Here is a 26,872-nt window from a genome sequence, read left to right as displayed (position 1 = left end):
CGTCCACACCATGGGAGTGCCAGGGCAGGAGACGCGCTCCGTATCCTTGATGTGCGGGCGAGTCGGCAGGGCGGCCGCGGCGGTGTGAAAGCACCGGCGAGGAAAGTCCGGACTCCGCAGGGCAGGGTGGTTGTTAACGGCAACCCGGGGTGACCCGCGGGACAGTGCCACAGAAAACAGACCGCCTGGTGAAAGCCAGGTAAGGGTGAAACGGTGGTGTAAGAGACCACCAGCATCTCGGGTGACCGAGGTGGCTAGGTAAACCCCACCCGGAGCAAGGCCAAGAGGGAGCCTCCGGGCTCCTGCGCAGACGTTCGAGGGCTGCCCGCCCGAGTCTGCGGGTAGGCCGCACGAGCCTGCCGGCGACGGCAGGTCTAGATGGATGGTCGCCGATCGGGATTTCGGTCCCGTGGACAGGATCCGGCTTACGGTCGGCTCGCCCGCCCTGTCCGCTCGAAACTGTGAACGCTTGACATACACCGATCGGAGTAACTTCGCGCGAGACGCGCCTGAAGTTCACCTGTGAAATGTCACACCCCGCGTGCACGATGTGGTGCAGGTGGGTGAACTCCGCCGGTGACTGGGAAATTCGGGTGGTCATCGGCTCTGACCAGCCCTGTTCGACCGATGATGGGGGTAAACAAACTCATCCGACGGGAGGACGCGGGCCTGGTGGATCTACGGAGCGCATCACATCAGCTACCGATCGTAATGACAATCATGTGCTCCTCATGAGACCCTCCTGGGGGCCCAGCACAGACCTGCCGCGCCGGGTGGCACCGTCCGGCGCACTTGGGAGATCGAAATGACCACCCCGACCCTGATGACACTCGTGGACCTCGCCCAGCAGCAGCCGACCAATGTCGGCACCACAGGCGTCCGCGACTGGATTCTCAACAACATCATCCCCCTGCTTCTCCTCGTGGTCGCGCTGCTCGTGCTCTGGCTCGGTGGAGGTAAGGGCGACAACGCAGGCGTGATGCGCAGGCTCGGCGGGGTGATCGTCGCCCTGGGCATCATCGGCCTCGCGGTGACCACCGACGCGGGTCAAGGCATCGGTCGCTGGATCGCCGGCCTGTTCACCGGAGGATGACCTGACGTGCGGATCCGCACTGACGACGAGGTGTACCGGGTCGACGCCGTCTGGCTCGGCCCGCCCAAGGCGACCTTCCCCTGGCGTGCCCGCTACGTGGCCTGGGGCATCGGCTCGGTCGTCTTCCTCTTCATTCTCACCATCCTGCGCAACGTGGGCATCGGCCTGTTCTGGTCGTTCTCCTGGGGGATGGTCGCGACCGTAGCCATCACCATGTTCATCTGCTCGCGGATCAGCCATGAACGACCCCTTGGTGCGGTTCTTGCCATGTGGGTGCGCGAAGTGACGGCCCCTCGCGAGATCATCGAGGGAATCGGCGGCGCGGCCAGCGCCGCTCAGGTCCGTGTGCGTTCCGAACTGCCCCGGCGGCGCCCGCGGGGGCGGAAGCGGAACAACGGCTACAGGGAGGTCAGCGGTGTTCGGACGCGGTAAGCGTGAGCCGGATGTGCTCGCGACGTACCCGGCGGGACATTCGCAAGGCCGATCCCAGGGACAAGGCAAACACGCGCGCTACGAGCAGGCTCGCTACGACAAAGAGGTGCGCAAGCGCGGCAAGCGGCTGCCCGGTGAGCAGAGCCTGCCCAGCTACACCCCGGAGATCGCGACGCGCACGATCGACGGCCACCTGCTGCGCACCGGCACCGACGTCTACGCGTGGTACCGGCTCGCCCCGCAGCGCTGGTCGTTCCGGTCGGACTCGCAGCGCCAAGACCTGATCGCGGCCATCGCGGGCCAATACGCCGAGCTGTCGGGCCGCTGGATGCACCTGCGGGTCACCACCCGCCCGTACCCGATCCGCATGTGGGCCGAGGCGCACGTGCACAACGCGGTCAACCGCCTGCCCGACGTGCCCGGCGCGCTGTCCTTCGACGACTACCTCGTCGGCGAGCAGCAGCAGCTCATGGGCCGCTCGATGGCGGAGAAAGAGGTCTACCTGGGCGTCCAGGTGCAGACCCGCAACGTCATGGACCGCGCCGTCGAGCGGGCCGCGCCGCTGCTGCGCAAGGTCTTCCCCGAGGCCGTCGACGCCGAGCTGCTCGCGATCGAGAGCGAGGTCGAGCACCTCGACCAGGTCATCGGCTCGGCCGGGCTCGAAGGCCGACCGGTCACCGCCGAGGAGATCTCCTGGCTGATGCACCGGTCGTGCTCGCTGGGCCTCCCGGCGCCCCGCAACATGCCCGCCGTCCCCGGCGCGGCGTGGGAGCCCGAAGACCTGGCCAGCTTCACCGACGCCGCCGACTTCCACCAGGACCCGTATTCGCCCACGGTCACCGTGCGCGGCCGGACCGGCTCCAACGCGGGCGTCAAGCGGCACGTCGCGGTGCTGACCGTCGGCATGATGCACGGCCTGCAGATCCCCGAGATCGACGACCCGTGGGTCCAGCGCGCCGACCGGCTTCCCGCCGCCGTGGAATGGTCCGCGCGCATTTACGTGCGCAGGCCCGAAGAGGTCCAAGGCGAGCTCGCGCGGCAGATGAACAAGGTCCGCTCCCAGGTCAAGCACTACACCGATGAGCACGAGCTGGAGCCGCCGCAGTCGCTGGCCCGGCAGGCGAGCCGGGTGCTGGAGATCGACGACGAGATGACCTCGGGCTTCACCGCCCTGGCCACCCGCGTCCGCTCCTGGTGGCGCCTGGCCGTGTCCGGCCCGACCGACCGCGACGCGCTGCGGCTGGCCCAGGAGCTGCTCGACCTCTACAAGCCGAAGATCGCCATCGAGCACCCGGAGGCGCAGTACGCGCTGGCCAGGGAGTTCATCCCCGGCGAGCCGCTCGCCTCCGCCGCCTACCTGCGCCGCGGCTCGGTCGTCTGGGCCGCGTCCTCGGTGCCGACGGCCACGGCCGAGGTCGGCGACCGGCGCGGCATCCTGCTCGGCGAGACCTGCACCGCGACCCGGCGTCCGGTGGCGTGGGACCCGTGGATGGCGCAGGAGATCCGCGACTCGTCCGGCCTGACCGCGATGGTCGCCGGTCTCGGTGGCGGCAAGTCCTTCCTCGGCGGCGGCATCGTCTACAAGACGCTGCGCGCCGGGGCGCACTGGACGATCCTCGACCCGTCCGGCCCGCTGGCGAAGCTGTGCGACCTGCCCGAGCTGCGGCCCTACGCGCGGCCGATCAACCTGCTCAACGCCCAGGCGGGCATCCTCAACCCGTACCGGGTGGTGGCCGAGCCCAAGCTCGATCACTTCCTCGACGAGGAGGACCCGGAGCGCGCCTGGCGTCGGGAGAAGGCGCTGGCCGCCGCGACCCGTCGACGGCTCGTGCTCGACGTGCTCTCCGGTCTGCTGCCCTATGAGGTCTCGCGGCTGCCGCAGAGCCGCATCGTGCTGCTGCGCGCGGTCCGCACGGTCGGCGGTCGCGCCGACGCCGACCCGAGCCTGGTCTTCGACGCGCTGCGCCGCGATGCCAGCGAGCACCACGAGCACGCCGTCGTCGTCGCCGACTTCCTCGATGAGATGAAGGAGCGCATGTCGCTGCTCATCCCCGAGCGCGGTGCCGACCCGTACGACGAGCAGCGCGACGACCGGCTGACGGTCCTGACCATGGCCGGGCTGACCCTGCCGAAGGACGGTGTCGGCCGCGAGCACTGGACCGACGCGGAGGCCCTCGGCGTCGAGATGCTCAACCTCGCCGCCTGGCTCACCCAGCGCTCGATCTACGAGAAGCCCAAGGACATGCGCAAGGGCGTCTGGATCGACGAGGCGTTCTTCCTCTCCGAGGTCCCGACCGGCCGCGTCCTGATGAACCGCTTCGCGCGTGACTCGCGAAAGTGGAACGTCCGTGTGCTGCTGTCCTCGCAGATCCCGGCCGACTTCCTCAAGATCCAGGGCTTCGTCGCCCTGCTCGACTCGGTCTTCATCGGCCGCCTCGACGACGACCAGGCCCAGTCCGACGCGCTGCGCCTGCTCAAGGTCCCGGTCAACGCCGGCTACGAGCAGGTCATCGCCAGCCTGGGCAGGCGTCCGGCCCAGCGCGGCGTCGAACGCGACACCGCCCCCCGCCAGTTCATCTTCGGCGACGGCGCCGGTGGCGTGGAGCGCATCCGGATCGATCTGTCCGGCTCCCACCTTGAGCACCTGCGCGGGGTCATGGACACCACCCCGGACGCCATGCGCGAGCGCAACGCCCGCGCCGCCCTGCCCGCGGCCCCCGCCACCCCGGCGGCGCCCGCACTACCCGAACCGGAGCCGCTCGACGGCTCCACGATGCCCAGTGACGAGGAGTTCGAACGCGCGGCGGAATTCGAGCTCGGCCTGAGCGAGGACGAGTTCCTCCTCGAGCCGGACCCGGAACCGTCCGATAAGAAAGACGGCGAGAAGAAACGCGGTCGTGAGGACGCGGCATGAGCGATGATGTGCCATCGCAGAAGTTGATCAAGCAGAAGTTGATCAAGCTAGTGCCCGGTAGCCCGAGCTCGAGGTTGGTGGACGTCACATGATCACGTTCCTGATGGTGGTGGTCGCCGCCTCGCTGCTGTACGCGGCGCGGCGGCGGAAGAGATCACCCCATTCGCGCAAGCGGCTCACGATGCTCGCCGTCATCGGCATCATCGGGCTGCAAGCGGTGATCGGCAGTCCGGCCATGGCGCAGGACAACAGCTGCGTTCCCAACCCGGAGCGCCCCGGCGCGGGCATGGTCGGCGCGCTCGACCCGCCGCAGGGCAATGGCGAGGCCGACAGCCCATACCTGGTCTACGGCTACGCGGGCATGGTCTGGCACGTCTACGACGAGTCGTGCGGCGGTCTGGTGCCCAACGGTGTCAGCGACCCCGGTTCCACGATCGACACGTGGGCGGGCAACGAGCTGTTCAACATCGCCAAGAACATCATCGGCGCCACCAACTCGCTGCACTACACGCTGCTCAACGGCGGCGTCCTCGGCGGACTGAACGAGCAGATCGGCAAGGCGGCCGACTCCGTCTTCAACAACCTCTACGCCCAGCTCTTCAGCGTGTTCATGCTCGTCCTCGCCGTCCTGATGTTCCGCCAGATCTGGAAGGGCGACCTGGCCGCGGTCAGCAAACGCGCCCTGTTCGCCTTCGCGGGCATGTGGCTGGCGGCTTCGTCGATGGTCCTGGTCACCAACTACGACCGGATCGACGACCTGATCGTGCGCACCACCTCCGGCATCCAAGCCGGCTTCGTCGACCCAGAGGAAGACCGGGTCGTGCGCCACATCCTGCCGACCGAGCTGCACAACAAGGTCGTCTACGAGAACTGGCTGCGCGGTGAGTTCGGCAGCCCGGACGATCCGAAGGCGGCAGAGTTCGGCAGGCGCCTGCTCGACGCCCAGGCCTGGACCCGCGATGACATCGTCACCGGACGCGACGCCGACAACAACGCCGAGCAGCAGAAGAAGAACGAGTACAAGCAGATCGCCACTCAGCTCGGGTCGGCCACCGGCTACTTCAAGGGCACCGACGGCAGCCGCACCGGCGCGGGCATCCTCGCGATGTTCCAGTCGATCGTGTACTCGCTGTTCCAGTTCTTCGCGAAGCTCGCGGTGCTGCTCGCGCAACTGCTGCTGCGGATCCTCGCGCTGGCCGCGCCGGTGATCGGCCTGGTGGCGCTGGTCCACCACGACATCCTGCGCAAGGTCGGCCGGGCCGTCGGCGCGGTCGTGCTGAACGTGCTGGTCCTGGCCATGCTGGCGGGCATCCACTTCAAGTTCCTCGAGATGATCTTCTCGCCGGACGCCAAGCTGTCGCTGCTCACGCAGATGCTGCTGGCCGCGATCGTCACCTTCGTGTTCTTCCTGGTGGGCCGCCCGATGCGGCGCATGTGGCAGATGCTCGAGATGTCGGTCGGCGCGGCGGGCGCGTCCATGCCCGCGGCCGGGTCGGGGATCTTCTCCCGGTTCCGCCGCAACAAGCACGAGGGCACGACCCCGCAGGACGAGTTCTGGGAGACCGTCCGCGACGGCGAGGACGGCGAGTCCACCGGCCTGGCCAAACACAGCCAGGGCAACCGCAGGCCCCGGCCCGAGGCGAGCAACCCGGTCACCGCGACCGCCCAGCGGATGGACACCCGGCAGCCCGCCATCGGCGGACCGCGCCAGGCCCTCGAGTCGTCCATCACCCGGCTGGGTCCCGGCGACCACGACGTCGTCCTGCCCGGAACCCCACGGCCCGGCCGCGGCGGTCCGGCGACGATCGTGCGGGCGAGCAGCCGCGTGGTCGACACGGTGCCCGTCGCCGACCGCAACTGGGACCGCGGCGAGGACGCCGTCGTCATCCCGTCGCGGGTGCCGAACGCCGAATACGCCACACCCGACGCGATCGCGAGCCCGCGCCCCGCGGACGTGGAGATGGTCGCGGGCCGACCGGTGCACGTCGTCTACCGACCCTCCCGCGGCCTTGAGGTCGCCGAGTCCCCCCGGCGGATGCCGCTGCACGACGGTCCGCGTGAGACCGACTCGGTGGTGAGGTAGGCCGATGCCGATCCGCACCAACCGCGGCCGGGCCGCGGTCTACCGAAAGCTCTGGGGCTGGCCGATGCGCTCGCCCAAGCACCTCGCGGTGACGGCGGTGATCGCGGCCGTGCTGATCACCGGGCTGGGCATCGTCATCCCGAAGCTCGCGGGCAAGAACGGCCTGCCCGCGTCCGCGTCCACCACGTCAGGCCGCCCCGGGTCGGCCACCACCTACCTCGGCCAACCCCCGCAGCCCGGTGTCACCTCGGTGCCGACGTCGCTGCCGACCCGACTGCCGTCGCCGACCCAGCGACCGTCCTCGGCGCCCGCATCCCCGGAGGCGCTGGACACCGCCATCGCGTGGGCGGAGGCCTGGGTGTTCCATCCCGCGGGCACCACGACCGAGCGCTGGCTCGACCGGCTGCGCCCGCACACCACCGAGGAATACCTCGGGACGCTGTCCACGGTGGAACCCGCGAACGTGCCCGCGAACGCGGTCACCGGCCGGGCTGTGGTGAAGAACTCGTCCGTGGGCGCCGTCGAGGTCGAGGTGCCCACCGACAACGGAACTTTGCGGATCACGGTCATCAAGACCGACAAGGGCTGGCGGATCTCGGAACACAAGCGGGTGGGCTGATGCGGGCGACAGTGATGATCGGCGCGCTCGCGGCGGGCGGACTCGTCGTCGCCATCACCGCGGGCGTCGTCACGGTCGTGCAGAAAGACCAGATGGCCGACGCCATGCGGGTGGCCACGATGTCGTGCAACGCCACCCTGGGACCGGCGACGACCGGCCCCGCGGGATCGGGCGCGGGCGACGCGGCGCGGCTCACCGACGAGCAGCGCGGCACGGTCGCGCACATCATCGCGATCGGCAAGCAGCGCAACCTCGCGCCCCGCGCCTGGCAGGTCGCGATCCAGGCCGGGATGACCGAGTCCGGCCTGCGCAGCCTCAACTACGGCGACCGCGACTCGCTGGGCATCTTCCAGATGCGCCCGTCGATGGGCTGGGGTTCGCCCGCCGAGGTCACCGACCCGGTGTACGCGGTCAACAAGTTCTACGACGTCCTGCTCAAAGTCCCGAACTGGGAGAACCAGCGCCCGGGGGAGTCCGCGCAGGACGTCGAGCGCTCCGCGTTCCCCGACCGGTACCACCGGTGGGAGGCGATGGCCGCGCACCTGATCGGCACGCTGGGCGAGGTCGTCAACGCCACCGGCTGCGGTCAGGGAGTCGGCAACCTGCTGCCCGCCCCGACCGCGGCGGCGGGTGCGGCGATCAACTGGGCGCTCGGCCAGCAGGGCAAGCCCTACCAGTGGGGCGCGCTGACCACGCACCAGAACTCGTTCGACTGCTCAAGCCTGATGGTGCAGGCCTACCGGTCCTCCGGGATCACGCTGCCCCGCACCTCCCGCGAGCAGTACCGGGCGGGTGCGATGCTCCCGGTCGAACAGGCGCAGCCCGGCGACCTGCTGTTCTGGGCCTACGACGAGAACGACCCACGCACCATCCACCACGTCGCGATGTACCTCGGCGATGGCAAGATCGTCGAGGCACAGCAGGACGGTGTGCCGGTCCACATCAGGCCGGTGTCGTGGACCGAAGGCGAACTGGTCAACCAGGCCGTCCGGCCGGGCGTCTGAGGAGAAGTCGACATGAGCGAGCTTGCGAGCGAATCAATGTCACTGTGCCTTCGCGAGTGGAGCCACCGAATTTGTGAGGTGGCCGCATGAGCGAGCTTGCGAGCGAGTCAGTGTCACAGTGCCTTCGCGAGTGGAGCCACCGAACTTGTGAGGTGGCAGCATGAGCATGTACGCGCCCGACCCGCTTCCCCGCCACGCGGGCCCGCCCGCTTCGAGCACCCCGATCCGCGACTTCCTCAACTCCGCGCCCCGGCCTGGGATCAGCGAGGGCTACGCGGTGCTGCCGCGCGGGCTCGCCGAGGGCATGCCGCTGCCGTGGCAGCAGGCGATGTCGCACCTGCTGCACGAGTTCCACCAGGTGTACGCGCACCTGACCTGGCCGGAGTACCGGGTCGTGCCGTCGCGCCGGGAGCGGCTGGTCGACCTCGACGAGGACCAGCTGGCCGAGGTCGGCTGCCTGGTGGAGATCGACGTCGACGGCGAACTGGTCTACCGCGAGCGCAACGGCAAGCGCATCGAGGACCCGGAGCGGCACGAGGTCCTGGTCTCCTGCCTGGACCCGATTCCCAGCCAGCACCTCAACGCGAACCAGGACACCCCGCCGCGAGGTTTCCCGGTGCAGCAGGGCCCGCACTGGGGTTAGGTGGAGCCATGAGCGAGCTTGCGAGCGAATCAATGTCACAGTGCCTTCGCGACTGGAGCCACCGAACTTGTGAGGTGGCCGCATGAGCACTGACCCGAACCCGGACCCAGGCTGGTACTACAACACCCGCACCGGACAGGTCGAGCACGGCGAGGTCGGCCGCGCCATCGACCGTCTCGGCCCCTACCCCGACCGTGCGAGCGCCGAGCGCGCGTTGCAGACCGCGCGTGAGCGCACGGAGGCCGCCGATCGGGCTGATCGGGCGTGGAACACCGACGACGACTAAAGGCGGCCTTTTGCCGCGAGTTCAACGTTCAGGACAATGAGTTCAACATTCAGGCGAGTGACTTCGGTACTCGCGAGTTGGTCGGGCGGCCTGAATGTTGAACTCATCGTCCTGAACGTTGAACTCGCGGATGCGGTGGGTGGTCCGGAAGGTTTGGACCTGGTCGCGGTGGACTGTTCGCCTTGGGGTGGGGCGTGAGTGGGTAGGGTGCGGGGTGTGAACTCGCGGGTGATCGGGACGGACGGGGCCGAGGTCGACTTTGGGCGGGTGCGCGCGGATTTCAGTCTGCCGACGCAGTTCCCGGCCGCGGCGCTGGCCGAGGCGGAGCAGGCGGTGTCCGACGGGCCGAGAGGCGACCGGGACGACGCGACCGACTTGCCGTTCGTGACCATCGACCCGCCTGGCGCCAAGGACTTGGACCAGGCGATGTTCGTCGAGCGGGTCGGCGACGGCTTCCGGCTGCACTACGCCATCGCCGACCTCGGCGCGTTCGTCGTGCCCGGTGGCGCCCTCGACACCGAGGTGCGCAAGCGCGGCCAGACCATGTACCTGCCCGACGGCAACGTCCCGCTCCACCCGACCGCGCTGTCGGAGGGCATGGCGAGCCTGCTGCCCGACCAGGTCAGCCCGGCCGCCCTGTGGACGATCGACCTCGGCGCCGACGGCGAGCCCACCGCGGCCACCATCCGGCGCGCGTGGATCAAGTCCGTCGCCCAGTTCGACTACGAGACCGTCCAGGCCGCGATCGACGCGGGCGACCCGCACCCGTCCATCGCGGCTCTTCCCGAGCTGGGCAAGTTGCGCCGCGAGCACGCCGTGAAGCGGGGCGCGGTCGAGTTGCAGCTGCCCGAGCAGGAAGTCGAGCCGGACGGCGCGGGCGGCTGGCGGCTCGTGCTGCGCCCACGCACCCAGGTCGACGCGTGGAACGCGGAGATCTCGCTGCTCACCGGCATGTCGGCGGCGAAGATCATGCTCGACGCGGGCGTCGGTGTCCTGCGCACACTGCCCGACCCCGACGACAACGCGATCACCTGGCTGCGCCGCTCCGCGAAGAACTTGGGCATCGACTGGCCGGAGGAGCGCTCCGCCGCCGAACTGCTCGCCGACCTCGACCCGTCGCGGCCCGACGCGCTGGCGCTGTTCATGGACGCCACCCGGCTGCTGCGCGGCGCCGGCTACACCGTCTTCGACGGTCAGACCCCGGGATTGAGCACCCACGCGGGAATCGCCGCGTCGTACGCCCACGTCACCGCGCCGCTGCGCAGGCTGGTCGACCGTTTCGGCACCGAGATCTGCCTGGCCGTATGCGCGGGCGAGGAGGTGCCCGCCTGGGTGCGCGAGGCGCTGCGCGCGCTGCCCGCGCTCATGGAGGGTTCCGACAGCCTCGCGAGCAAGGTCGACCGCGCCTGCCTCGACCAGGTCGAGGCGTGGGTGCTCAGCGACCGCGTCGGGCACGAGTTCGACGCGGTGGTGCTGCGCAGCGACGCCAACTCCGCGGAGATCTTCATCCCCGAGCCGCCGGTGCTGGGCCGGTGTCCGGGTGAGGGGTTGCCCGAGGGCGCGACCATCCGGGTCCGGCTGACGGAGGCCGTGGTGGCTGAGCGCAGGGTCGAGTTCGAACGGGTGGAGGACGCGTGACCGAGGTCAGTCAGCTCAAGGTCGGGGTGCTCGGCGGGACCGGGCCGCAGGGCCGGGGTCTGGCGCTGCGCTGGGCGCGCGCCGGCATCAGCGTCGTTCTCGGCTCCCGTTCCGCGGAGCGGGCCGAGGCCGCCGCCGCCGAACTGCGTGAACTCGCCGGCGTCGAGGAGATCACCGGGCTGGACAACGCCGCGTGCGCCGCGACGGCCGACGTCGTCCTGGTCGCCGTGCCGTGGGACGGGCACCGCGACCTGCTGGAATCGCTGCGCGTCGAACTCGCGCAGAAGATCGTCATCGACTGCGTGAACCCGCTCGGCTTCGACAAGCAGGGCCCGTTCGCTCTGCCGGTCGAGGAGGGCAGCGCCGCGCAGCAGGCCGCCCTGGTGCTGCCCGAGTCTCGGGTGACGGCGGCGTTCCACCACGTCTCCGCGGTGCTGCTGGCCGACCTCGGCGTGTCCGAGATGGACATCGACGTGCTGGTGCTCGGCGACGACCGCGAGGCCACCGACACGGTGCGCGCGCTGGCCGACGCCATCCCGGGCATGCGCGGCATCTACGGCGGCAGGCTGCGCAACGCGCACCAGGTGGAAGCGTTCACCGCCAACCTGATCGCCATCAACAAGCGCTACAAGGCGCATGCGGGAATCCGCGTCACGGACGTCTGACGTGTTCTTCGACGACCTCGGCGAGCCGGTCCCGCTGACCGGGACCCCGTCGCGGGTGGTCAGTCTCGTCCCGTCGCTGACCGAGGCGGTCGAGACGTCCGCGCCGGGTCTGGTCGTGGGCGCGACCGAGTACTGCACCCACCCGGCCACGCTGGACGTGCCCAGGGTGGGCGGCTCGAAGTACCCGACCGTGGCCGCGGTGCTCGACCTGCGACCGGACCTGGTGATCGCCAACTCGGAGGAGAACCGGCCCGAGGATGTCGAGCGGCTGCGTGCCGACGGTGTCGCGGTGTGGGTGACCCGGGCGGCCGACACCGTTCCGGTGGGCTTGGCGTCGATCCGCAGACTGCTCACCCAGGGCCTTGGGTTGTCCGAGCCGGATTGGCTGCCTGCCGCAGAGGATGCCTGGCACCACGCGGAGCCGGTGCGCGCCACCGCGGTGATCCCGGTCTGGCGCAAGCCGTGGATCGTCGTCGGCCGCGACACGTTCGCGGGCGATGTCCTGCTCCGGCTCGGCGTCGCCAACGCCTACGCGAACCACGCCGACCGCTACCCGCGGCCGACGCTGGCCGAGCTGAACGCGATGCCCGCTGACCTGGCCGTGCTGCCGGACGAGCCGTACGAGTTCACCGCGACCGACGGTCCTGAGGCGTTCCCGGAGAAGCGATCCGTGCTGGTCAACGGCCGGTACCTGACGTGGTGCGGCCCGTCTCTGGTGGCCGCTCGCGAGTCCTTGGGTGCGGCGATAGCCGAGGTCTGCTGAAAAATTTGTGCAGACCCAATAAATTGTGTAGCCTCGTGTTATGACAAACGTGCTGCTAGTGCTGACCTCTGCCGCTTCGCTCGGTGGACACCCGACCGGTGTCTGGCTGGAGGAGTTCACCGTCCCGCTCCACGCTTTCCAGGCCGCGGGCTTCACGGTCGAAGTGGCCTCCGTCCTCGGCGGGACCCCGCCGATCGACCCGGCCAGCGGTTCGGGCGGTCCGACGGACACCCTCGCGCTCGCCGACGTGGATCCCACCGCGTACGACGCGGTCTTCCTGGTCGGCGGCCACGGCGCCATGGCCGACTTCCCGGACAACCCCGCCCTCACCGAGGTGCTGCGCAACACCGACGTGGTGGCCGCGGTCTGCCACGGCTCCGCAGGCCTGCTCAACGTCCCCGAACTGGTCAACGGCAAGGTTGTGACCGTGTTCAGCGACAGCGAGGAAACCGCGGCGGGTGCCGACGCGATCATCCCGTTCTCCTTGGCGCGCAAGATGGTCGAGCTGGGCGCCAACGTCGAGGCGGGCGACCCGTTCACCAGTTCGGTGCGCCAGGACGGCAAGCTCTTTACCGGCCAGAACCCGCAGTCGTCCGGCGCGCTCGCCGACCTGGTGGTGCGGGAACTGCGATGACCGACCTTTTAGCCGCCCTTCCGCTGCGCGAGCGCAAACGCGCCCGGGTGCGGGTGGGGTTGTGGTCGCACCTGGTGGAGCGGATCGAGAGGACGCCGTTCGCCGAGGTGTCGGTCAAGGAGCTGGCCGCCGCGGTCGAGGTCTCGGAGCCGACGTTCTTCAGCCACTTCCCGAACAAGGCCGACCTGCTCGGGTATCACATCTGCTTGTGGCGCATCAGGATGGTGCTCGCCTCGGTTGAGGCAGGGGAGGGGCGCGCGTTCCTGCTGCGGTTCTTCGACGAGACCGCGAAGTCCATTGTGGATGGTCCGAGGATGTGGTTCGAGATCACCGCGGAGATCGCGCGCGGCGGCGGTCTCTGCGCGCCCCAGGAGATCTCGGCCGCCGAGCGGCTGCTCGCCTTCGGCGACCCGGCGGCGTTGGAGATCACGGTGACTCCGCAGGCCGACCTGTTCGAGCACCACCTGCGGGTGGCAGGTCTGCCTGATGTCCCGGCCGCGGTCACCGCACTGCTGACGGGCTTCTACGGCGTCCCGCTGGCATTGGGCGAAAGCAGGCTCGACCAACTCGCCGACGCCTACCGCGACCACGTGACCCGCGTGGTGTGAGCGGTCAGCCGGTCCGGAACTCGTCGGTGGCTTCGCGAAGTGCTTGCAGGACACCGGGATCGCTGACGGCATGGCCCGCGGTGGGCAAGGTCAGCAGTGAGTCCGGCCACGCCTGGCGAAGTTCCCACGCCGTCACCGGCGGGCACACGATGTCGTAGCGGCCCTGGATGATCCGGCCCGGGATGCCCGCCAGCTTGCCCGCGTCGCGGATGAGCTGGTCGTCGTCGAGCCAGCCGCCTTGGGTGAAGTAGTGCAAAGCGATCCGGGCGAACGGGATGGCGAACGACGGCGCCGCGTACTGGGCGATCAGGGCGGGACTCGGGACCAGCGAGACCGTCGCCCCCTCCCAGTTGCTCCACGCCAGGGCCGCACGGGTGCGCAGGTCCTCGTCTTCGCCGAACACCAGGTCACGGTAGGCGGTCAGCGGGTCCGCGCCCGTCGGGACCAACGCGGCGAAGTCGGCCCACGCCTCGGGGAACAGCGCGCCCGCGCCACCCCGGTAAAGCCAGTCCAACTCGCTGGGGCGCAACAGGAAGACCCCGCGCAGGATGATCTCGCTGACCCGCCCGGGATGGGTCTCGGCGTACGCCACGGCGAGCGTCGCACCCCAGGAGCCGCCGAACAGCTGCCAGCGCTCGATGCCCAGGTGCTCACGCAGCCGCTCCATGTCCGCGACCAGGTGCCACGTCGTGTTGGCCGACAGGTCGGCACCCGGCTCACTCACATGCGGCGTGCTGCGCCCGGACCCGCGCTGGTCGAACATGACGATCCGGTAGGCGCTCGGGTCGAAGTGCCTGCGCTGGACCGGGTTGGTGCCCGCGCCCGGTCCACCGTGGAGGACCACCACCGGCTTGCCGCCGGGGTTGCCGCTGACCTCCCAGTACACGCGGTGCCCGTCGCCGACGTCGAGCATTCCGTGCTCGTGCGGCTCGATACCGGGATACAGGACGTCCATGCGCCCATGCTGCCCTACGCCTAGGGACGTCGATATGGCGATCGCACAATTTGGCCAGCCGAAGATCAATCCGACGGGGAGTGTCCCTGTTGGACCAAGCCCGGCCGCATGGCTTGAGCCACCCGGCCGGGCTTGAAATCTCTTAATGGAAGGCGTGCTCCGGGCCCGGGAACTCTCGGCCACGCACGTCCGCGGCGAACTGTTCGGCCGCGTTCAGCAGCACGCCCGCCACATCCGCGTAGCGCTTGACGAACCGAGGGGCCTTGGCGCGGCGCATGCCCGCCATGTCTTGCCAGACCAGGACCTGGGCGTCGCAGTCCGGGCCGGCGCCGATGCCGACGGTGGGGATGTGGAGTTCGTGGGTGACCTTCTTGGCCACCTCGGCGGGCACCATCTCCATGACCACGGCGAACGCCCCGGCCTCCTGCAGTGCCACCGCGTCGGCGAGGACCGTGTCGCCCGCGTCGCCGCGGCCCTGGACGCGGTAGCCGCCCAGGTTGTGTTCGCTCTGCGGGGTGAAGCCGATGTGGCCCATGACCGGGATGCCCGCGTTGGTGATGGCCCGCACGTGCGGCGCGAACACCTTGCCGCCCTCGAGCTTCACCGCGTGGGCGCGGCCTTCCTTCATGAACCGGACGGCCGTGGCCAAGGCCTGCTCAGGGGAGAGCTGATAGGAGCCGAACGGCAGGTCGGCGACGACAAGAGCCCGCTTCGCCGACCGTGTCACGGCCGACACCAGCGGAATCAGCTCGTCGACCGTCACCGGCAGCGACGTCTCGTACCCGTAGACGTTGTTCGCGGCCGAGTCGCCGACGAGGAGCACGGGGATCCCGGCCTCGTCGAACAGTTCGGCGGTGTACATGTCGTAGGCGGTGAGCATCGGCCACGGTTCGCCGCGCTCCTTGAGCTCCCGCAGGTGGTGGATCCGGACCCGCTTGGCAGGCTTCGAGCCTTGCGCTGCGGCGGCACCCGTCCCATAGGGGGCGGCTACTTCGGCGGAGTTCTTCTCAGCGGACATCGCTGTCGACCGTCCTTCCCTCGAAGCCCGCGTCGTCGCAGGTCCCCGGGTAATTGCGGATGGCTTACGGGTAAAGCCTGACACTCGGGCGATCGACAAGCGACTCGGTGGGACGAGCGTCACAGGAGACGGAAACGACACCGGAACACGTATGCGCCTGCCACCGATACCCAGGGTTGGAATCTTCGGGATGCGGCTCGGAGCTGACGCCTGGCCCGCCGAACGTCCTGATCAAGAACCCTCTCGCCAGGCGCTGGTGATGGGGAGGCGGCGGTCGCGGCCGAAGGCCTTGAAGCTGATCTTCGTGCCCGGCGGGTACTGGCGCCGCTTGTATTCGGCCCGGTCGACCATGCGCAGGACGCGGTCGATGAGTTCCGGGTCGAAACCGGCCTTGATCAGGTCGTCGTAGCCGCGGTCGCCCTCGATGTAGTCGTCCAGGACGGCGTCGAGGAGTTCGTAGTCCGGGAGGGAGTCGCTGTCCATCTGGCCGGGGCGCAGTTCCGCCGACGGGGGTTTGACGATCGAGTTCTCCGGGATCGGCGGGACTTCGCCGCGCTTCTCGGCTTCGGCGTTGCGCCACTTCGCCAGTTCCCACACCAGGGTCTTCGGCACGTCCTTGATCGGCGCGAACCCGCCGACCGCGTCGCCGTAGATCGTGGAGTAGCCGACGGCCAGTTCCGTCTTGTTGCCCGTCGCCAGGACCAGGTGGCCGTGCTGGTTCGACAGGCCCATCAGCGTGACGCCGCGGCAGCGGGCCTGGACGTTCTCCTCCGCCAGACCCGTCAGACCCAGTTGGCCGACGAACTGCTCGACCATCCCCGCGATCGGCTGTTCCGAGTAGTGCAGGCCGGTGCGCTCCGCCAGGTCCGCCGCGTCCGAGCGTGAGTGCTCCGAGGAGTACACCGACGGCATCGAGACCCCGTAGACCGCGTCCGCCCCCAAGGCGTCCACCGACAGCGCCGCGCACACCGCTGAGTCGATGCCGCCCGACAAACCCATGACGACCGACCGGAAGCCGTTCTTCTGCGCGTAGTCCCGCAGGCCCGTGACCAGCGCCGACCACACCTCGGCCTCGTCGGGCAGCGGCTCGGCGACGCCGGGGGAGTGCTGGGGCTGGTAGCCGGGCACCGGGTCCGTCGACACCGTCACGCGGCGGACGGTGAAGGTGTCGACCACCTCGGCGTCCGTGCGGGTCGCGCCGCCGGGGATGTCCATGTCGATGACCATCAGGTGCTCGACGAACTGCGGCGCGCGCGCCAGCAGCGTTCCGTCGACGCCGACGACCATCGAGTCGCCGTCGAAGACAAGGTCGTCCTGGCCACCGACCTGGTTCACATAAACGAGCGGCGCTCCGGCTTCGCGGGCCCGTCGGGCCACCAGCGGCAACCGGAGGTCGTCCTTGTCGCGCTCGTACGGGGAGGCGTTCGGGGACACCACGAGGTCCACTCCAGCGCGGCCGAGCCCGGCGATGGGGCCGCCCTCCTGCCAGATGTCCTCGCAGATCGCCATGCCGATCTCCAGCCCGCGGACCTTCACGATGTCCAGGTTCCGGCCGGGCACGAAGTAGCGGCGCTCGTCGAACACGCCGAAGTTGGGGAGGTGGTGCTTGTACTGCCGCGCCACCACCGCGCCGCCGTGCAGCACGGCCGCGGCGTTGCGCGGGCCGACATCATCGAGGTCGAGGTAGCCCGCCCACACCGGGATGTCCCCGCAGCCCGCCTCGACCAGCCCGCCCGCCAGCGAGTCGAGCGCCGTCCGCGACGCGTGCCCGAAGGACGCGCGCATGGCGAGGTCCTCGACCGGATAACCGGTCAGCACCATCTCGGGGAACACCACCAGGTGCGCCCCGGCCTCCACCGCCTTGCGCGTCCACTCGACGACCGTGGCGGCGTTGCCCGCCAGATCGCCCACAGTGGGGTTGACCTGGGCCAATGCGATCCGTAGCTGCGGCATACCGTCATCCTCCACCATGTTTTCGCCCCTGAGGCGAAAATGTGACCGGAGTCAGACTAGCCCTTGCCCGCCTTCACGTTCCTGATGGCCGCCCGGACTCGCTGCAGTGCCTGCTCCGCGTCGGAGTCGAACGGATTGTCGTGCACCAGATAGGTCCACGTCGACGTCGGCCTGCGCAGCCCGGCGGCGGCCAGGTCGACGCCGTCGGCGGTGATCTCGGTTTCCTCGAACGTCTCGACCGCCCGCTCGCGGATCTCCTTGAGGATTCCCTTGAACTCGCCGATCGCCGCGCGGTGGAACTCGTCGATCGGGGTCTCCCTGGCCAGCGCGCGCAGGTGGATGGTCTCCCGCACGTCGGACAGGAACGCCAGGTGCCTCGACCAGCGCTGGTCGAGGTGGAACAGCAGGATCTGCCGGGCCGCGGTCGCCAGAACATCCTCCGGGACGTCCTCGGCCAGCTTCTCCCAGCGGTCCAGGCACTGCTCCTTGAGCTGCTCGGCGGCGAGGTCGGTGCGCAGGACGTCGTCGCGGTAGGCCAGGACAAGGCCGCGCTGGTGCTCGATGAGCCGGGTGTAGCGCCACGTGTTGCGGTGGATGTCGAGGTGCACCCCCTCGGCGACCCGCTGCGCGTGCCCGATGAACCGCTTCGAGGTCTGGTCCTCGAGCCTGCCGTCCTCGGCCGGGTTGGCGCCCGCGGTGGCGTCCGGCGCGTACTGGGCGATCAGGTCGTCGCCGAGGCTGGCGAACACCACCGAGCGCCCCGGGTCGCCCTGGCGGCCGGACCGGCCGCGCAGCTGGTTGTCGAGCCTGCTGCTGGAGTAGTGCCCGGAGGCGATCACGAAGAGTCCGCCCAGGTCGGCGACCTTGTCGTGGTCGTTCTCGTCACCACCCGCGCCGCCGAGCTTGATGTCGGTGCCGCGCCCGGCCATCTGCGTGGACACCGTGACCGACGCGTGCGCGCCCGCGTCGGCGACGATCGCGGCTTCCTCGGCGTCGTTCTTCGCGTTGAGGACGACCGTGGTCACCCCGGCCCCGGTCAGCTTCTCCGAGATCCGCTCCGACTCGGCCACGTCGAGCGTGCCGACCAGGATCGGGCGGCCGCTCTCGTGCTGTTCGACGATCTCGGCGACCAGCGCGGTCTCCTTGGCCTCGACGGTGTCGTAGATCCGGTCGGGCTCGTCGACCCGCACGCACGGCTTGTTCGGCGGGATCACCGACACCTTGAGGTCGTAGAACTCGCGCAGCTGCTCGCTGACCGCGCTCGCGGTGCCGGTCATGCCGCAAACCCGCTGGTAGCCGCCCACGAGACCCTGCACCGAGATCGAGTCGAGCACCTCGCCGCTCTCGGTCGGGTCGAGCCGCTCCTTGGCCTCGACCGCGGCCTGCAGCCCGTCCGGCCACCGCTGCAGCAGCGCGATCCGGCCGCGGGAGGTGTTGATCAGATGGACCTTGCCGTCGCGCACGATGTAGTCGACGTCGCGCTGCAGCAGCGCGTGCGCGTGCAGGGCGGCGTTGACCGCGGCGAGCCGGTCACTGTGGTCGCCGGAGTACAGGTCGATGTCGCCGAGAGCTTTCTCCACGACCTTCGCGCCGCGGCTGGTCAGCCAGGCGTTGCGGTTGTCCTCGTCGCGCTCGTAGTCGCGGCCCGGGCGCAGGGTGCGCACGATCGCGGCGACCTCCGGGTCGCCTTGGGAGTCCTCGGTGGACCCGGCCATCACCAGCGGCACCCGGGCCTCGTCGACCAGCACCGAGTCGGCCTCGTCGATCAGCGCCACGTCGGGCTCGCGGTGGACCAGGTCCTCGACGTCGGTGCACAGCCGGTCGCGCAGCACGTCGAAGCCGATCTCGCTGACCGCGCCGTAGGTGACGTCCTTGCCGTAGGCGATGCGCCGCTCGCCGGGCGTCGACTCCTGGTCGACCCAGCCCACGGACACGCCCAGCAGCTCGTACACCGGCGCCATCCACTCGGCGTCGCGGCGGGCCAGGTAGTCGTTGACCGACATGACGTGCACCGCCCGGCCCTGCAGCGCGTACCCGGCGGCGGCCAGCGCGCCCGCAAGCGTCTTGCCCTCGCCGGTGCCCATCTCGACGACCCGCCCGTGCAGCAGCTCCATGGCGCCGACGAGCTGCATGTCGTAGGGCCGCTGGTCCAGGCCCCGGCGCGCCGCCTCGCGGCCGAGCGCGCACAGCTCGACCATGCCGTGCGCGTCGAGCCCGCCCAGCGCCTTCTCCCGAAGCTCGTCCGCCGCCTCGGTCAGCTCGGCGTCGGTGAGCTTCGCGACCCGCTCTTCCCGCCACTCGATAGAGGTAAGGACCTCGGTGTACTTCTTGAGGTCGACCGTCGAGGGCCGTTCCATCAAGTGCTGGAACAGGCCCTTGACCCGTGTCAGAAACGCAGCCACGTCTCCGGCCACCTCTCGTTCGTCTCGCAAGTGACGCCATTGTCGACCCTGTCACCTAACGGCGAAGTGTGGCCGATGAGTTCCCGGCTGACACACTGGTCAGGTGCTCCGACGCAGGCTGATGCTCCTGATGGTGGTGGCCGCGCTGAGCTCGTGCAGCGCGCAGGTCCTCGGAAACCCCGTGGCGGGTGACTCCGAGACCCTCGGTCCGAAGGGCCCCGTGCCCGCCGGGCTGGACCGGTTCTACGGGCAGACCCTGACTTGGCGCGCGTGCAGACCGCTGGCCCATGACGACGAGAGCAAGCGCACCTTCAACGACGAAGGCGTCAAGTGTGCCCTGCTCAGCGTGCCTTTGGACTACGCGAAGCCCGATGTGAAGACGATCACTATCGGGTTGCTGCGCAATCAGGCCACCGGCACCAAGATCGGCTCCCTGGTGATCAACCCGGGGGGCCCCGGCGTGTCCGGGATGACCGCGGCGGCGTCGATCGCGGGCAAGATCGAGGGCACCGAACTGGCGGAGAAATTCGACCTCGTGGGCTTCGACCCGCGCGGGATCGGGGTCAGCGAGCCGCGCATCCGGTGCCTGACCGACCCGGAGATGGACTCCGACCGGGTCGAGCCGGACAACACCACGGTCGCCGAAGAGGAGACGGAGAACAAGGACTTCGCCGCCAAGTGCACCGAGCGCAGCGGCGGCGCGGACGTCTTGGCCAACGTGGGCACCCGCGACGTCGCCCGCGACATGGACATCCTCCGCTCGGTCCTGGGCGACGAGAAGCTCAACTACGTCGGCTACTCCTACGGCACCCGCATCGGCACCGCCTACGCCGAAGCCTTCCCCGGCAACGTCCGCGCACTGGTCCTCGACGGCGCCGTCGACCCGCTGGAAGACCCGGTCAGCCAGGCCATCGGTCAGATCACGGGTTTCGACAAGGCCCTGGACGCCTACCTCGCGTGGTGCGCCCCCAAGCAGTCCTGCACCGTCAAGAACGAGACCCGACTGCGCCTGCTTCTTGAGGGTCTCAAGAAGCAGGCGCTGGCCGTGGGCGACCGGCAGCTCTCCGCGAGCGACGCCACCACCGGCGTCGCCGCCGCCCTCTACAGCGACGAGACCTGGTCCTTCCTCTCGGGCGCTTTGTCGGCCCTGGCCAAGGGCGATGGCAGCCAGCTGCTGCTGCTCGCGGACCTGTACCTGGGCCGCGACACCGACGGCAGCTACACGTCGACGATGGCCGCCCTGGTAGCCGTCCGGTGCGTGGATGAGCCTCGAATGACCGAGCGGGCACAGGTGGAGGACGCGACCCGGCGGATCATCGAGGGCACCAAGGACTCCTTCATGTCCGCCACCGACCCACCGTTGCCAGCCCTCGACTCGTGCGCGTTCTGGCCGGTACCGAACACAAGTCAGCCGCATCAGCCGAAGGTTGACGGTCTGCCCCCCACGCTGGTCATCTCCACCACAGGCGATCCGGCCACGCCGTACACAGCGGGCGTGAACCTCGCGAAAGCCTTAGCCGGGCGATTGCTGACATACGAGGCCACCCAACACACGGTCTTCATGCAAGGCGACAAGTGCGTGGACGACGCTGGGACCCGCTACCTGGTCGACCTGACGCTGCCCGCGGACGGCCTGCGCTGCAAGGGCTGAGTCGGTGCGGCCCGGGTCAGTGTGGCCGGGGTGGTGCGGATTCGGCCAGGTCGAAGCAGGTAAGACAAGGCGGCCACCGCCAGAAGTCGTAGTGCCCTTGGGGCGCGGTGAGACAGGGAGCGTTGCAGACCGCGTAGAAGGTCGTGCCGTGCGAGTGCTCGCACACTCGGGCCTCGGCGTCGACCCAGTGGAGCATCTCCCGGAACACCCCGACCATCCAGCGACCGCTCACCGCGCGCTCAATTCGGCAATCCACCGCTGGTTGCAGGCACGGCACATTCGAGTGTGCGCGTCGCGGCGGAAGTCCGAGAGATCACCGATGATGTGGTCCGTGAGCTGGTAGCGGCTCGGCGTGCGCGGCAGCGAATTCTTCGAGATCCGGACAAGCGTTTCACCATCGCGATCGATGAAGGCGTTCTGCACAGGCCGATCGGAGTCCCTGGTGTGATGTATCGGCAACTCAGATACCTCGCAGACGTCGCGCTCGATGTGGGGTTTCGGGTGGTACCTGCATCCGTGGGCGCGTATTACGGGCTCAGTGGAGCATTCATGCTCCTTGACTTCCCTCGTGAGCCCAGCGTCGCCTACTACGAAAACCATGGCGGATCCAGGTTTCCGGAAGCGAAAGAGGATGTTGCGGACTATCGGTCAGCGATGCGCGACATACTTGATATCGCGCTCAGCCCGCCTGAGTCAGCAGAGCTGATCAATGCGATTGCCGACGAGTCGCCGGAGTGGGCGTAAATTTCTAGCTCAAGCCTGATGGGGAAACCATGAGCTACTCCGAATCTCGCGCGAAGTACGCTGAGATGGTCGACTCAGTGGTCAACGACCACGAGGAAGTCGTGATCACCCGTGCTGGACGCGAGTCTGTCATGATCGTGTCGCTTGACGACTATCGGTCACTCATGGAGACGGCGCATCTACTACGCAGTCCTGAGAACGCGCGTCGTCTGATCACCGCGATCGATCGACTGGAGTCCGGCGGCGGCGCGCGGAACGACATCGTTGAATGAAGCTGATCTGGGACGAGATCCTGTCTCACCGCACAGGCGGCCGGGCCAGGCACGTTCGCAGGTCGGCAAACACACACCACGCTGGTCGGCGCACTGGGATGTAGTCAGCGGGCACCCCGCCAGCAGTGATCGTTTCCCGGTACGTTGCCACCGCGTCCGTGGCCCGCCGAGTCAGCGAAGGGTCGGTCAGAACGTCCACTGTGTACAACCCGAACCGCGCCCGATAGTCGCCCCACTCGTAGTTGTCCGTGAGGCTCCAATAGTTGTACCCGATCACCTTGACGCCTTCGCCCATCGCCCGCTGAACCCAGTACAAATGGTCACGCAGATGCGAAGACCGGCTGTACCCATCCGCCCGTGCCCCGTTATCAGTCGGCATCCCGTTCTCCACCACGTACAGCGGCAGATGCGGATACTGCCGCTGATACTCCTTGAGCGCGTAATAGATCCCATCCGGCTGCGGCGCGATCTTCCAGAACTCACCCGACGCCCCGTGGATCGCCGTGAGGTTGTCCAGGCTCAGCCCGTAGTAGTAATCGATCCCCACGAAGTCGAGCTTGTCCCCGACCCGGTTCAGGAAGTCCGCGTCCGCGAAACCCTGCAGCGGCGGCGGCAGGTACGCGATGTTGCTGCTGACCTGGCTCCCCGGGTCGACCTCATGGATCACGTCGAATCCAGACCGATGGGCGGCCACGAGATTGGTCATCATCGTGCCCGCTTGAAAGACCCCGACCCCGCCGTTCTGCCGCTCGTGGTGCCGGTACTGAGTCGGCTCGTTGAACGTGATCCACAAAGCGCCCAGGCCGCGGTAGCGGGTCGTGATCGCGCGCGCGTAGACCAGCCAGTCGGTAACCGTGCGGGGGTTCGCCCAACCGCCTTGGTCGACGACCCAGCCCGGATGCACGAAGTGCGTCAACGTGATCATCGGTGTCATGCCCGCCGCGCGGACCTTCGCCACGATGTCGTCGTAGTAGGCCAGTTCCGTCTCGTCCCACTCGCCCGGCCGGGGCTGCACGCGTGCCCACTCCACGCCGAAGCGGAACGTGTTGACCCCGAGTTGTCGCGCCAGTTCGATGTCGGCGGCGTACCGGTGCCGGAAGTCGACCGCGTCCCGGTACGGGTGCTTGATCGCGGACGTGCCCTGCTCGATGTAGCGCCGCCAGTTGCTGTCCGGCGCGAAGCCCTCCGACTGGAAGCCGGACAGCGAGACGCCCCAGTGGAAACCGGGTGGCATGGGAGTGGCTTGGGCGGGCACTGCACCCAACCCAAGCAGCAAGACGACGACCGCGAGCAGGGGCACCAGGCGCGACATGGACCATCCTCCGGCTAGGGGACCACCCATTCAGCCAGAGGTGAAGCGGTTTCGCATCCGCCGGTCAGGGAGTTCGCTGGAAGTGGTGAACTTCGGCCGCGTCCCGATATCCCATCCGCCGATACCAGGCGCGCGGCCAGTCCGTGGCCTCCGCGGTGAGGAAGGACAAATCGCAGCCCGCGTCCCGAGCCCGGTGCAGGGCCTCGATCACCAGGCCCTTCGCGTAGCCCTTACCCCGGTGCTCCGGCCGGGTGATGATGTTCTCGAACTGCGCCAATCCCTCTGACACGCAAAGCTCTCCCCGGGCCACCACATCCCCGGACGCGTCGCGGACACCGAGGAAAGTGACGTCGGCGCCCCGGGAGTAGAGCCGCACACGGTCGGCCAGTTGCGCGTTGGACTCGTCGCTGTCCTGGGGAAAGTCCGCCTTCCAGTCCTCCAGCATCGACGGCCGCAACTCGTCGAACGAGAGCGCCTCGACCGGACCGCGGACCCGTGCGGGCAGCTCGCCGCAGTGGATCATCGTGACGATCCGCTCCGCTGTGTATCCCGCGGCGTCGAACGCGGCTGCCGCCGCCGCGCCCTGGCGGCCGTCGGTGAAGTTGACCAGCCGGTGCGCGTGTCCGTTGTCGCCCAACATTTTGTCGGCCGCCGCGATCACCGCCGCGGGCTCGACCTCCCCAGTGACGATCACCCGGTTGTGGTGCCACGATGCCGGATAGTCGTGCTGCAGCAACGCGTGCCCCCACCCGAGTTCGACGATCTCGGTCGCCTGCACCCGAGCGAACCGGTCTTCGAATGCCGCGATCCGGCGCAGCGCCGCAGTTGTCTCCACGCGCCAATGATGGCGCAGGCATCAGCCTCAGGGATGTGAATAAAACATCCTCAGGTCTGATCAAGACCAGACGAAAGTCAGGGGTTCCCGCTCCCGCCGGCCCGACACAGTTGATACCGGACCACAAAAGACAGAGGGGAACCCGAAATGTCGCGTCAGAAGAGATTACTGGCCGTGGGGGTGGCGGCCGTCCTGGCGTCCGCGGTGGCGCCTCCGCTCGCCGCGGCCGACGCCGCGCACACACCCGTGCCGAGGATCCAGTGGCAGCAGTGCCCGGACGACAAGCACCTCATGTGCGCGATGGTGCCGGTGCCGCTGGACTACGCCGACCCGAGGGGCAAGAAGATCAGCCTGCGGCTGGTCAAGCGACCCGCGGACCAGCCGAACCGCAAGATCGGGACGTTGTTCATCAACAACGGCGGCCCCGGTGGCTCCGCCGCGGACTTCGCCATCGGTGCGGGCGACCTGCTCGGCGCGAGCACCCGGCAGCGGTTCGACATCGTGGGCATCGACCCGCGCGGCATCGCCGGTGAGCGCAACTGCCTGACGGAGGGCTGCGGCAGCGAGCCCGTCGTCTGCGCCGCGGCGCCGGAAGACCCGCCGGGCCCACCGATCCCGACGGCCGCTTTCCCGCGTAGCGAAAGCGAAGTGAGCGCCCAACTGGCGTTCGACGACTTCTACCGCGGGCTGTGCGACAAGCGCGGCAACGAGATCCTCGACCACATGTCGACCGCCGACACCGCGCGCGACATGGACCTGATGCGCCAGGCCGTCGGGGACCGGCAGCTGAACTTCTACGGCATCTCCTACGGCAGCGTCCTCGGCGCCACCTACGCCGCGATGTACCCGAACAAGGTCCGCGCGCTCATCGTCGACGGAGTGCTCGACCCGGTCGCGTGGTCCACCGGTCGCGGCGACGACGCCAAGTACGTCGCGTCCGCCCGGTTCGGCAGCGAGTACGGCGCCTGGGAGTCGCTGCACAGCTCGTTCGCCGAATGCGACCGCGTCGGCGCGGCCCGGTGCCCCGCGGCGGGCCAGGCGAGCGGCAAGTTCCACAAGGTCGTCGAGCGGCTCAAGCAAGGTGACGTGGACACACCGGACGGCAAGCTCAACTACCAGGAAGTCATGGGGACCCTGCTCGGCGCGATGTACCGGCCGGACAACTACCCGCTGATCATGGACTTCGTCGAGGCCATGCACCAGCAGATCTTCGGCGCCTCCCGGGCGCCGAGCCGAGCAGGCGTCGCCTGGACGAAACTGCGCGCCGCCGAGCGCCCCGCCGTCCCGACTTTCGGTGAGGAGACCATCGCCCCGACGTTCCACGGCGTCCTGTGCTCCGACAGCGTCAACCCGACCGACCGCGAAGCCCCGATCCGCTCCGCCGCGCACGCCGAGGCAAACGGCCCCGGCTTCGGTGAACTGTGGTCGTGGATCTCCTCGCCGTGCGTCAACTGGCCGGGCTCGTCGAAGTCGGCGTTCCGCGGCCCGTACACCGTCAAGACGTCGACGCCGCCGCTGATCGTCGGCAACTCCCACGACCCGGCCACCCCGATCAGCGGCGCCCGCGCCCTCAACGGCCTGATGAAGGGTTCGCGGATGCTGACCCTCGACGGCTGGGGCCACGGCACGCTGGCGATGAGCGAGTGCGTCACCGGGAAGTTCGAGTCCTACCTGATCAGCCGGAGACTCCCGGCGCCCGGCACGGTGTGCCAGACGGACGTTCCACTGTTCCCAGTCGCTAGGTAGCCACCTCGACACGGTCGCGTCCGCCGATGCGGACGCGGCCGTGTTTTAGGCCGAGCTAGAGCACGTCGACTCTCGGATCGTTTCCGCCCAACGCTTGTCGCCGGTCAGTATCGAAGTCGCCCCATCGACCACCGCGGTAGCGAAGGCCGACAGCCGGTTTACGACCGGTCGACTGGCGTTCCCTGATTTCCCGCCGCCGCGCCCGGCTTGCCTCCTACGCCTCCGACAAGAGACGGACGCCGGCACCTGAAATCACCTGGATCGCGCTTCCTTCAGGCAGACGTGCACGTCGAAGGCGGCGATGAGGGACGCGCGTCGCAGACCTAGTGACCCGACTGGTTCCTCAGGTCCTCCAGACCGGTCGCCTCGGAAAGGCCGGGAGCCGAGCCCGCGAGTTCGTTCAGCGCTTCGAGAAACGGGTCCGCCTGTCGAGTGAGCCGGAGGACGCTTTCTGCTTCGACCTCGACGCGCAAGACATCGCCAGGGTTCACCCGAGCCGCGACCAGCGCCGCCGCCGGCAGTGTGACCTGATTCTTCCTGCTTACCTGTGTGTCGTGCGGAGGCTCGCCATCGTCACGCTCCACCTGAGCGCCCACGACGTA

At 69.0% G+C, this 26,872-nt stretch carries 26 protein-coding genes and 1 other RNA gene; 18 read left to right on the top strand and 9 right to left on the bottom strand.

Annotation, left to right across the window (positions count from 1 at the left end):
* Window positions 1-58 precede the first annotated feature (58 nt).
* The 14 genes from rnpB to ACUZ2Y_RS14345 all read left to right on the top strand — a co-directional run bounded on the left by rnpB (window position 59) and on the right by ACUZ2Y_RS14345 (window position 13,382).
* An RNA gene (gene rnpB / locus ACUZ2Y_RS14410) (RNase P RNA component class A) lies at window positions 59-443 on the top strand.
* A gap of 362 nt (window positions 444-805) precedes the next feature.
* Complete coding sequence (locus tag ACUZ2Y_RS14405) at window positions 806-1,093, top strand: hypothetical protein (protein ID WP_431423351.1); 288 nt, start codon at window positions 806-808, stop codon at window positions 1,091-1,093.
* A 6-nt stretch (window positions 1,094-1,099) separates the two neighbouring features.
* A complete protein-coding gene (locus ACUZ2Y_RS14400; protein WP_476331125.1) occupies window positions 1,100-1,525 on the top strand; it encodes a hypothetical protein in 426 nt (141 codons plus the stop codon).
* 106 nt (window positions 1,526-1,631) lie between these two features.
* Window positions 1,632-4,439 carry an ATP-binding protein gene (locus ACUZ2Y_RS14395; RefSeq protein ID WP_476331812.1) on the top strand — a complete coding sequence of 936 codons (2,808 nt, stop codon included), beginning with the start codon at window positions 1,632-1,634 and terminating at the stop codon, window positions 4,437-4,439.
* Window positions 4,440-4,527: 88 nt separating this feature from the next.
* Window positions 4,528-6,522 (top strand): magnesium transporter, encoded by a 1,995-nt coding sequence (locus ACUZ2Y_RS14390; RefSeq protein ID WP_476331122.1) that lies wholly within the window; start codon window positions 4,528-4,530, stop codon window positions 6,520-6,522.
* A 4-nt stretch (window positions 6,523-6,526) separates the two neighbouring features.
* Window positions 6,527-7,141: a hypothetical protein gene (locus tag ACUZ2Y_RS14385; RefSeq protein ID WP_476331120.1), complete on the top strand. Its 615-nt coding sequence runs from the start codon at window positions 6,527-6,529 to the stop codon at window positions 7,139-7,141.
* Window positions 7,141-8,145, top strand: coding sequence for a C40 family peptidase (locus ACUZ2Y_RS14380; protein WP_476331117.1), 1,005 nt, complete (start codon window positions 7,141-7,143; stop codon window positions 8,143-8,145). The genes ACUZ2Y_RS14385 and ACUZ2Y_RS14380 overlap by 1 nt, the downstream gene beginning before the upstream one ends.
* A gap of 160 nt (window positions 8,146-8,305) precedes the next feature.
* A complete protein-coding gene (locus ACUZ2Y_RS14375; protein ID WP_476331114.1) occupies window positions 8,306-8,788 on the top strand; it encodes a hypothetical protein in 483 nt (160 codons plus the stop codon).
* A gap of 82 nt (window positions 8,789-8,870) precedes the next feature.
* Entirely contained in the window at window positions 8,871-9,074 is a 204-nt protein-coding gene (locus ACUZ2Y_RS14370) for a hypothetical protein (RefSeq protein WP_476331111.1), read from the top strand.
* Between the two features lie 228 nt (window positions 9,075-9,302).
* Window positions 9,303-10,712, top strand: a complete 1,410-nt coding sequence (locus ACUZ2Y_RS14365) for an RNB domain-containing ribonuclease (protein WP_476331809.1) — start codon at window positions 9,303-9,305, stop codon at window positions 10,710-10,712.
* Entirely contained in the window at window positions 10,709-11,377 is a 669-nt protein-coding gene (gene npdG / locus ACUZ2Y_RS14360) for an NADPH-dependent F420 reductase (RefSeq protein WP_476331108.1), read from the top strand. The genes ACUZ2Y_RS14365 and npdG overlap by 4 nt, the downstream gene beginning before the upstream one ends.
* 1 nt (window position 11,378) lies before the next feature.
* A complete protein-coding gene (locus tag ACUZ2Y_RS14355) occupies window positions 11,379-12,140 on the top strand; it encodes a helical backbone metal receptor (protein WP_476331105.1) in 762 nt (253 codons plus the stop codon).
* A gap of 40 nt (window positions 12,141-12,180) precedes the next feature.
* Entirely contained in the window at window positions 12,181-12,774 is a 594-nt protein-coding gene (locus ACUZ2Y_RS14350; protein WP_476331103.1) for a type 1 glutamine amidotransferase domain-containing protein, read from the top strand.
* Window positions 12,771-13,382, top strand: coding sequence for a TetR/AcrR family transcriptional regulator (locus tag ACUZ2Y_RS14345; RefSeq protein ID WP_476331100.1), 612 nt, complete (start codon window positions 12,771-12,773; stop codon window positions 13,380-13,382). Before ACUZ2Y_RS14350 ends, ACUZ2Y_RS14345 begins: the two co-directional genes overlap by 4 nt.
* A 4-nt stretch (window positions 13,383-13,386) precedes the next feature.
* Here ACUZ2Y_RS14345 and pip read toward each other — a convergent pair whose 3' ends face one another.
* From pip to secA2, 4 genes are all read right to left on the bottom strand, one after another.
* Window positions 13,387-14,337, bottom strand: coding sequence for a prolyl aminopeptidase (gene pip / locus ACUZ2Y_RS14340; protein WP_476331098.1), 951 nt, complete (start codon window positions 14,335-14,337; stop codon window positions 13,387-13,389).
* 142 nt (window positions 14,338-14,479) lie between these two features.
* The gene (gene panB / locus ACUZ2Y_RS14335) at window positions 14,480-15,355 is read right to left on the bottom strand and encodes a 3-methyl-2-oxobutanoate hydroxymethyltransferase (protein ID WP_476331096.1); all 876 of its coding nucleotides are present in this window, start codon (window positions 15,353-15,355) and stop codon (window positions 14,480-14,482) included.
* 231 nt (window positions 15,356-15,586) lie between these two features.
* A complete protein-coding gene (locus tag ACUZ2Y_RS14330; protein WP_476331093.1) occupies window positions 15,587-17,308 on the bottom strand; it encodes an NAD+ synthase in 1,722 nt (573 codons plus the stop codon).
* A 56-nt stretch (window positions 17,309-17,364) separates the two neighbouring features.
* A complete protein-coding gene (gene secA2 / locus ACUZ2Y_RS14325) occupies window positions 17,365-19,710 on the bottom strand; it encodes an accessory Sec system translocase SecA2 (RefSeq protein ID WP_476331090.1) in 2,346 nt (781 codons plus the stop codon).
* A 103-nt stretch (window positions 19,711-19,813) separates the two neighbouring features.
* Between secA2 and ACUZ2Y_RS14320 the strand changes: the two genes are divergently transcribed.
* Window positions 19,814-21,361, top strand: coding sequence for an alpha/beta hydrolase (locus ACUZ2Y_RS14320; RefSeq protein ID WP_476331087.1), 1,548 nt, complete (start codon window positions 19,814-19,816; stop codon window positions 21,359-21,361).
* A gap of 16 nt (window positions 21,362-21,377) precedes the next feature.
* Here ACUZ2Y_RS14320 and ACUZ2Y_RS14315 read toward each other — a convergent pair whose 3' ends face one another.
* Together ACUZ2Y_RS14315 and ACUZ2Y_RS14310 are read right to left on the bottom strand one after the other, a co-directional pair.
* Window positions 21,378-21,593, bottom strand: a complete 216-nt coding sequence (locus tag ACUZ2Y_RS14315) for a hypothetical protein (protein WP_476331084.1) — start codon at window positions 21,591-21,593, stop codon at window positions 21,378-21,380.
* Entirely contained in the window at window positions 21,590-21,784 is a 195-nt protein-coding gene (locus ACUZ2Y_RS14310) for a hypothetical protein (protein WP_476332167.1), read from the bottom strand. Before ACUZ2Y_RS14310 ends, ACUZ2Y_RS14315 begins: the two co-directional genes overlap by 4 nt.
* Here ACUZ2Y_RS14310 and ACUZ2Y_RS14305 point away from each other — a divergent pair.
* Both ACUZ2Y_RS14305 and ACUZ2Y_RS14300 read left to right on the top strand, forming a co-directional pair.
* Complete coding sequence (locus tag ACUZ2Y_RS14305) at window positions 21,698-22,105, top strand: DUF5753 domain-containing protein (protein ID WP_476331806.1); 408 nt, start codon at window positions 21,698-21,700, stop codon at window positions 22,103-22,105. The genes ACUZ2Y_RS14310 and ACUZ2Y_RS14305 overlap by 87 nt on opposite strands.
* 29 nt (window positions 22,106-22,134) lie before the next feature.
* Window positions 22,135-22,377 (top strand): type II toxin-antitoxin system Phd/YefM family antitoxin, encoded by a 243-nt coding sequence (locus ACUZ2Y_RS14300; RefSeq protein ID WP_476331081.1) that lies wholly within the window; start codon window positions 22,135-22,137, stop codon window positions 22,375-22,377.
* A gap of 25 nt (window positions 22,378-22,402) precedes the next feature.
* Here ACUZ2Y_RS14300 and ACUZ2Y_RS14295 read toward each other — a convergent pair whose 3' ends face one another.
* Together ACUZ2Y_RS14295 and ACUZ2Y_RS14290 are read right to left on the bottom strand one after the other, a co-directional pair.
* Window positions 22,403-23,689: a glycoside hydrolase family 1 protein gene (locus tag ACUZ2Y_RS14295; protein WP_476331078.1), complete on the bottom strand. Its 1,287-nt coding sequence runs from the start codon at window positions 23,687-23,689 to the stop codon at window positions 22,403-22,405.
* A gap of 64 nt (window positions 23,690-23,753) precedes the next feature.
* The gene (locus ACUZ2Y_RS14290; protein ID WP_476331075.1) at window positions 23,754-24,524 is read right to left on the bottom strand and encodes a GNAT family N-acetyltransferase; all 771 of its coding nucleotides are present in this window, start codon (window positions 24,522-24,524) and stop codon (window positions 23,754-23,756) included.
* A gap of 147 nt (window positions 24,525-24,671) precedes the next feature.
* Between ACUZ2Y_RS14290 and ACUZ2Y_RS14285 the strand changes: the two genes are divergently transcribed.
* Window positions 24,672-26,270, top strand: coding sequence for an alpha/beta hydrolase (locus ACUZ2Y_RS14285; RefSeq protein WP_476331072.1), 1,599 nt, complete (start codon window positions 24,672-24,674; stop codon window positions 26,268-26,270).
* Window positions 26,271-26,593: 323 nt separating this feature from the next.
* On the opposite strand, the gene ACUZ2Y_RS14280 is transcribed toward ACUZ2Y_RS14285, so the two are convergent.
* A complete protein-coding gene (locus ACUZ2Y_RS14280; RefSeq protein ID WP_476331069.1) occupies window positions 26,594-26,866 on the bottom strand; it encodes an AbrB/MazE/SpoVT family DNA-binding domain-containing protein in 273 nt (90 codons plus the stop codon).
* Window positions 26,867-26,872: the final 6 nt, after the last annotated feature.

The organism is Actinokineospora sp. UV203 (genome assembly GCF_056323665.1).
Note: the sequence above shows the minus strand (reverse complement) of the source record. Positions and strands in the feature narration are given on the sequence as shown.

Excerpts from the sequence above, each read along its gene's own strand:
- ACUZ2Y_RS14375 (WP_476331114.1), top strand. The coding sequence starts at position 8,306 with ATGAGCATGTACGCGCCCGACCCGCTTCCCCGCCACGCGGGCCCGCCC.
- ACUZ2Y_RS14300 (WP_476331081.1), top strand. The coding sequence starts at position 22,135 with ATGAGCTACTCCGAATCTCGCGCGAAGTACGCTGAGATGGTCGACTCA.
- ACUZ2Y_RS14350 (WP_476331103.1), top strand. The coding sequence starts at position 12,181 with ATGACAAACGTGCTGCTAGTGCTGACCTCTGCCGCTTCGCTCGGTGGA.
- ACUZ2Y_RS14385 (WP_476331120.1), top strand. The coding sequence starts at position 6,527 with ATGCCGATCCGCACCAACCGCGGCCGGGCCGCGGTCTACCGAAAGCTC.
- panB (WP_476331096.1), bottom strand. The coding sequence starts at position 15,355 with ATGTCCGCTGAGAAGAACTCCGCCGAAGTAGCCGCCCCCTATGGGACG.
- ACUZ2Y_RS14295 (WP_476331078.1), bottom strand. The coding sequence starts at position 23,689 with ATGTCGCGCCTGGTGCCCCTGCTCGCGGTCGTCGTCTTGCTGCTTGGG.
- ACUZ2Y_RS14285 (WP_476331072.1), top strand. The coding sequence starts at position 24,672 with ATGTCGCGTCAGAAGAGATTACTGGCCGTGGGGGTGGCGGCCGTCCTG.
- ACUZ2Y_RS14370 (WP_476331111.1), top strand. The coding sequence starts at position 8,871 with ATGAGCACTGACCCGAACCCGGACCCAGGCTGGTACTACAACACCCGC.
- ACUZ2Y_RS14405 (WP_431423351.1), top strand. The coding sequence starts at position 806 with ATGACCACCCCGACCCTGATGACACTCGTGGACCTCGCCCAGCAGCAG.
- ACUZ2Y_RS14345 (WP_476331100.1), top strand. The coding sequence starts at position 12,771 with ATGACCGACCTTTTAGCCGCCCTTCCGCTGCGCGAGCGCAAACGCGCC.
- ACUZ2Y_RS14380 (WP_476331117.1), top strand. The coding sequence starts at position 7,141 with ATGCGGGCGACAGTGATGATCGGCGCGCTCGCGGCGGGCGGACTCGTC.
- ACUZ2Y_RS14330 (WP_476331093.1), bottom strand. The coding sequence starts at position 17,308 with ATGCCGCAGCTACGGATCGCATTGGCCCAGGTCAACCCCACTGTGGGC.
- pip (WP_476331098.1), bottom strand. The coding sequence starts at position 14,337 with ATGGACGTCCTGTATCCCGGTATCGAGCCGCACGAGCACGGAATGCTC.
- ACUZ2Y_RS14390 (WP_476331122.1), top strand. The coding sequence starts at position 4,528 with ATGATCACGTTCCTGATGGTGGTGGTCGCCGCCTCGCTGCTGTACGCG.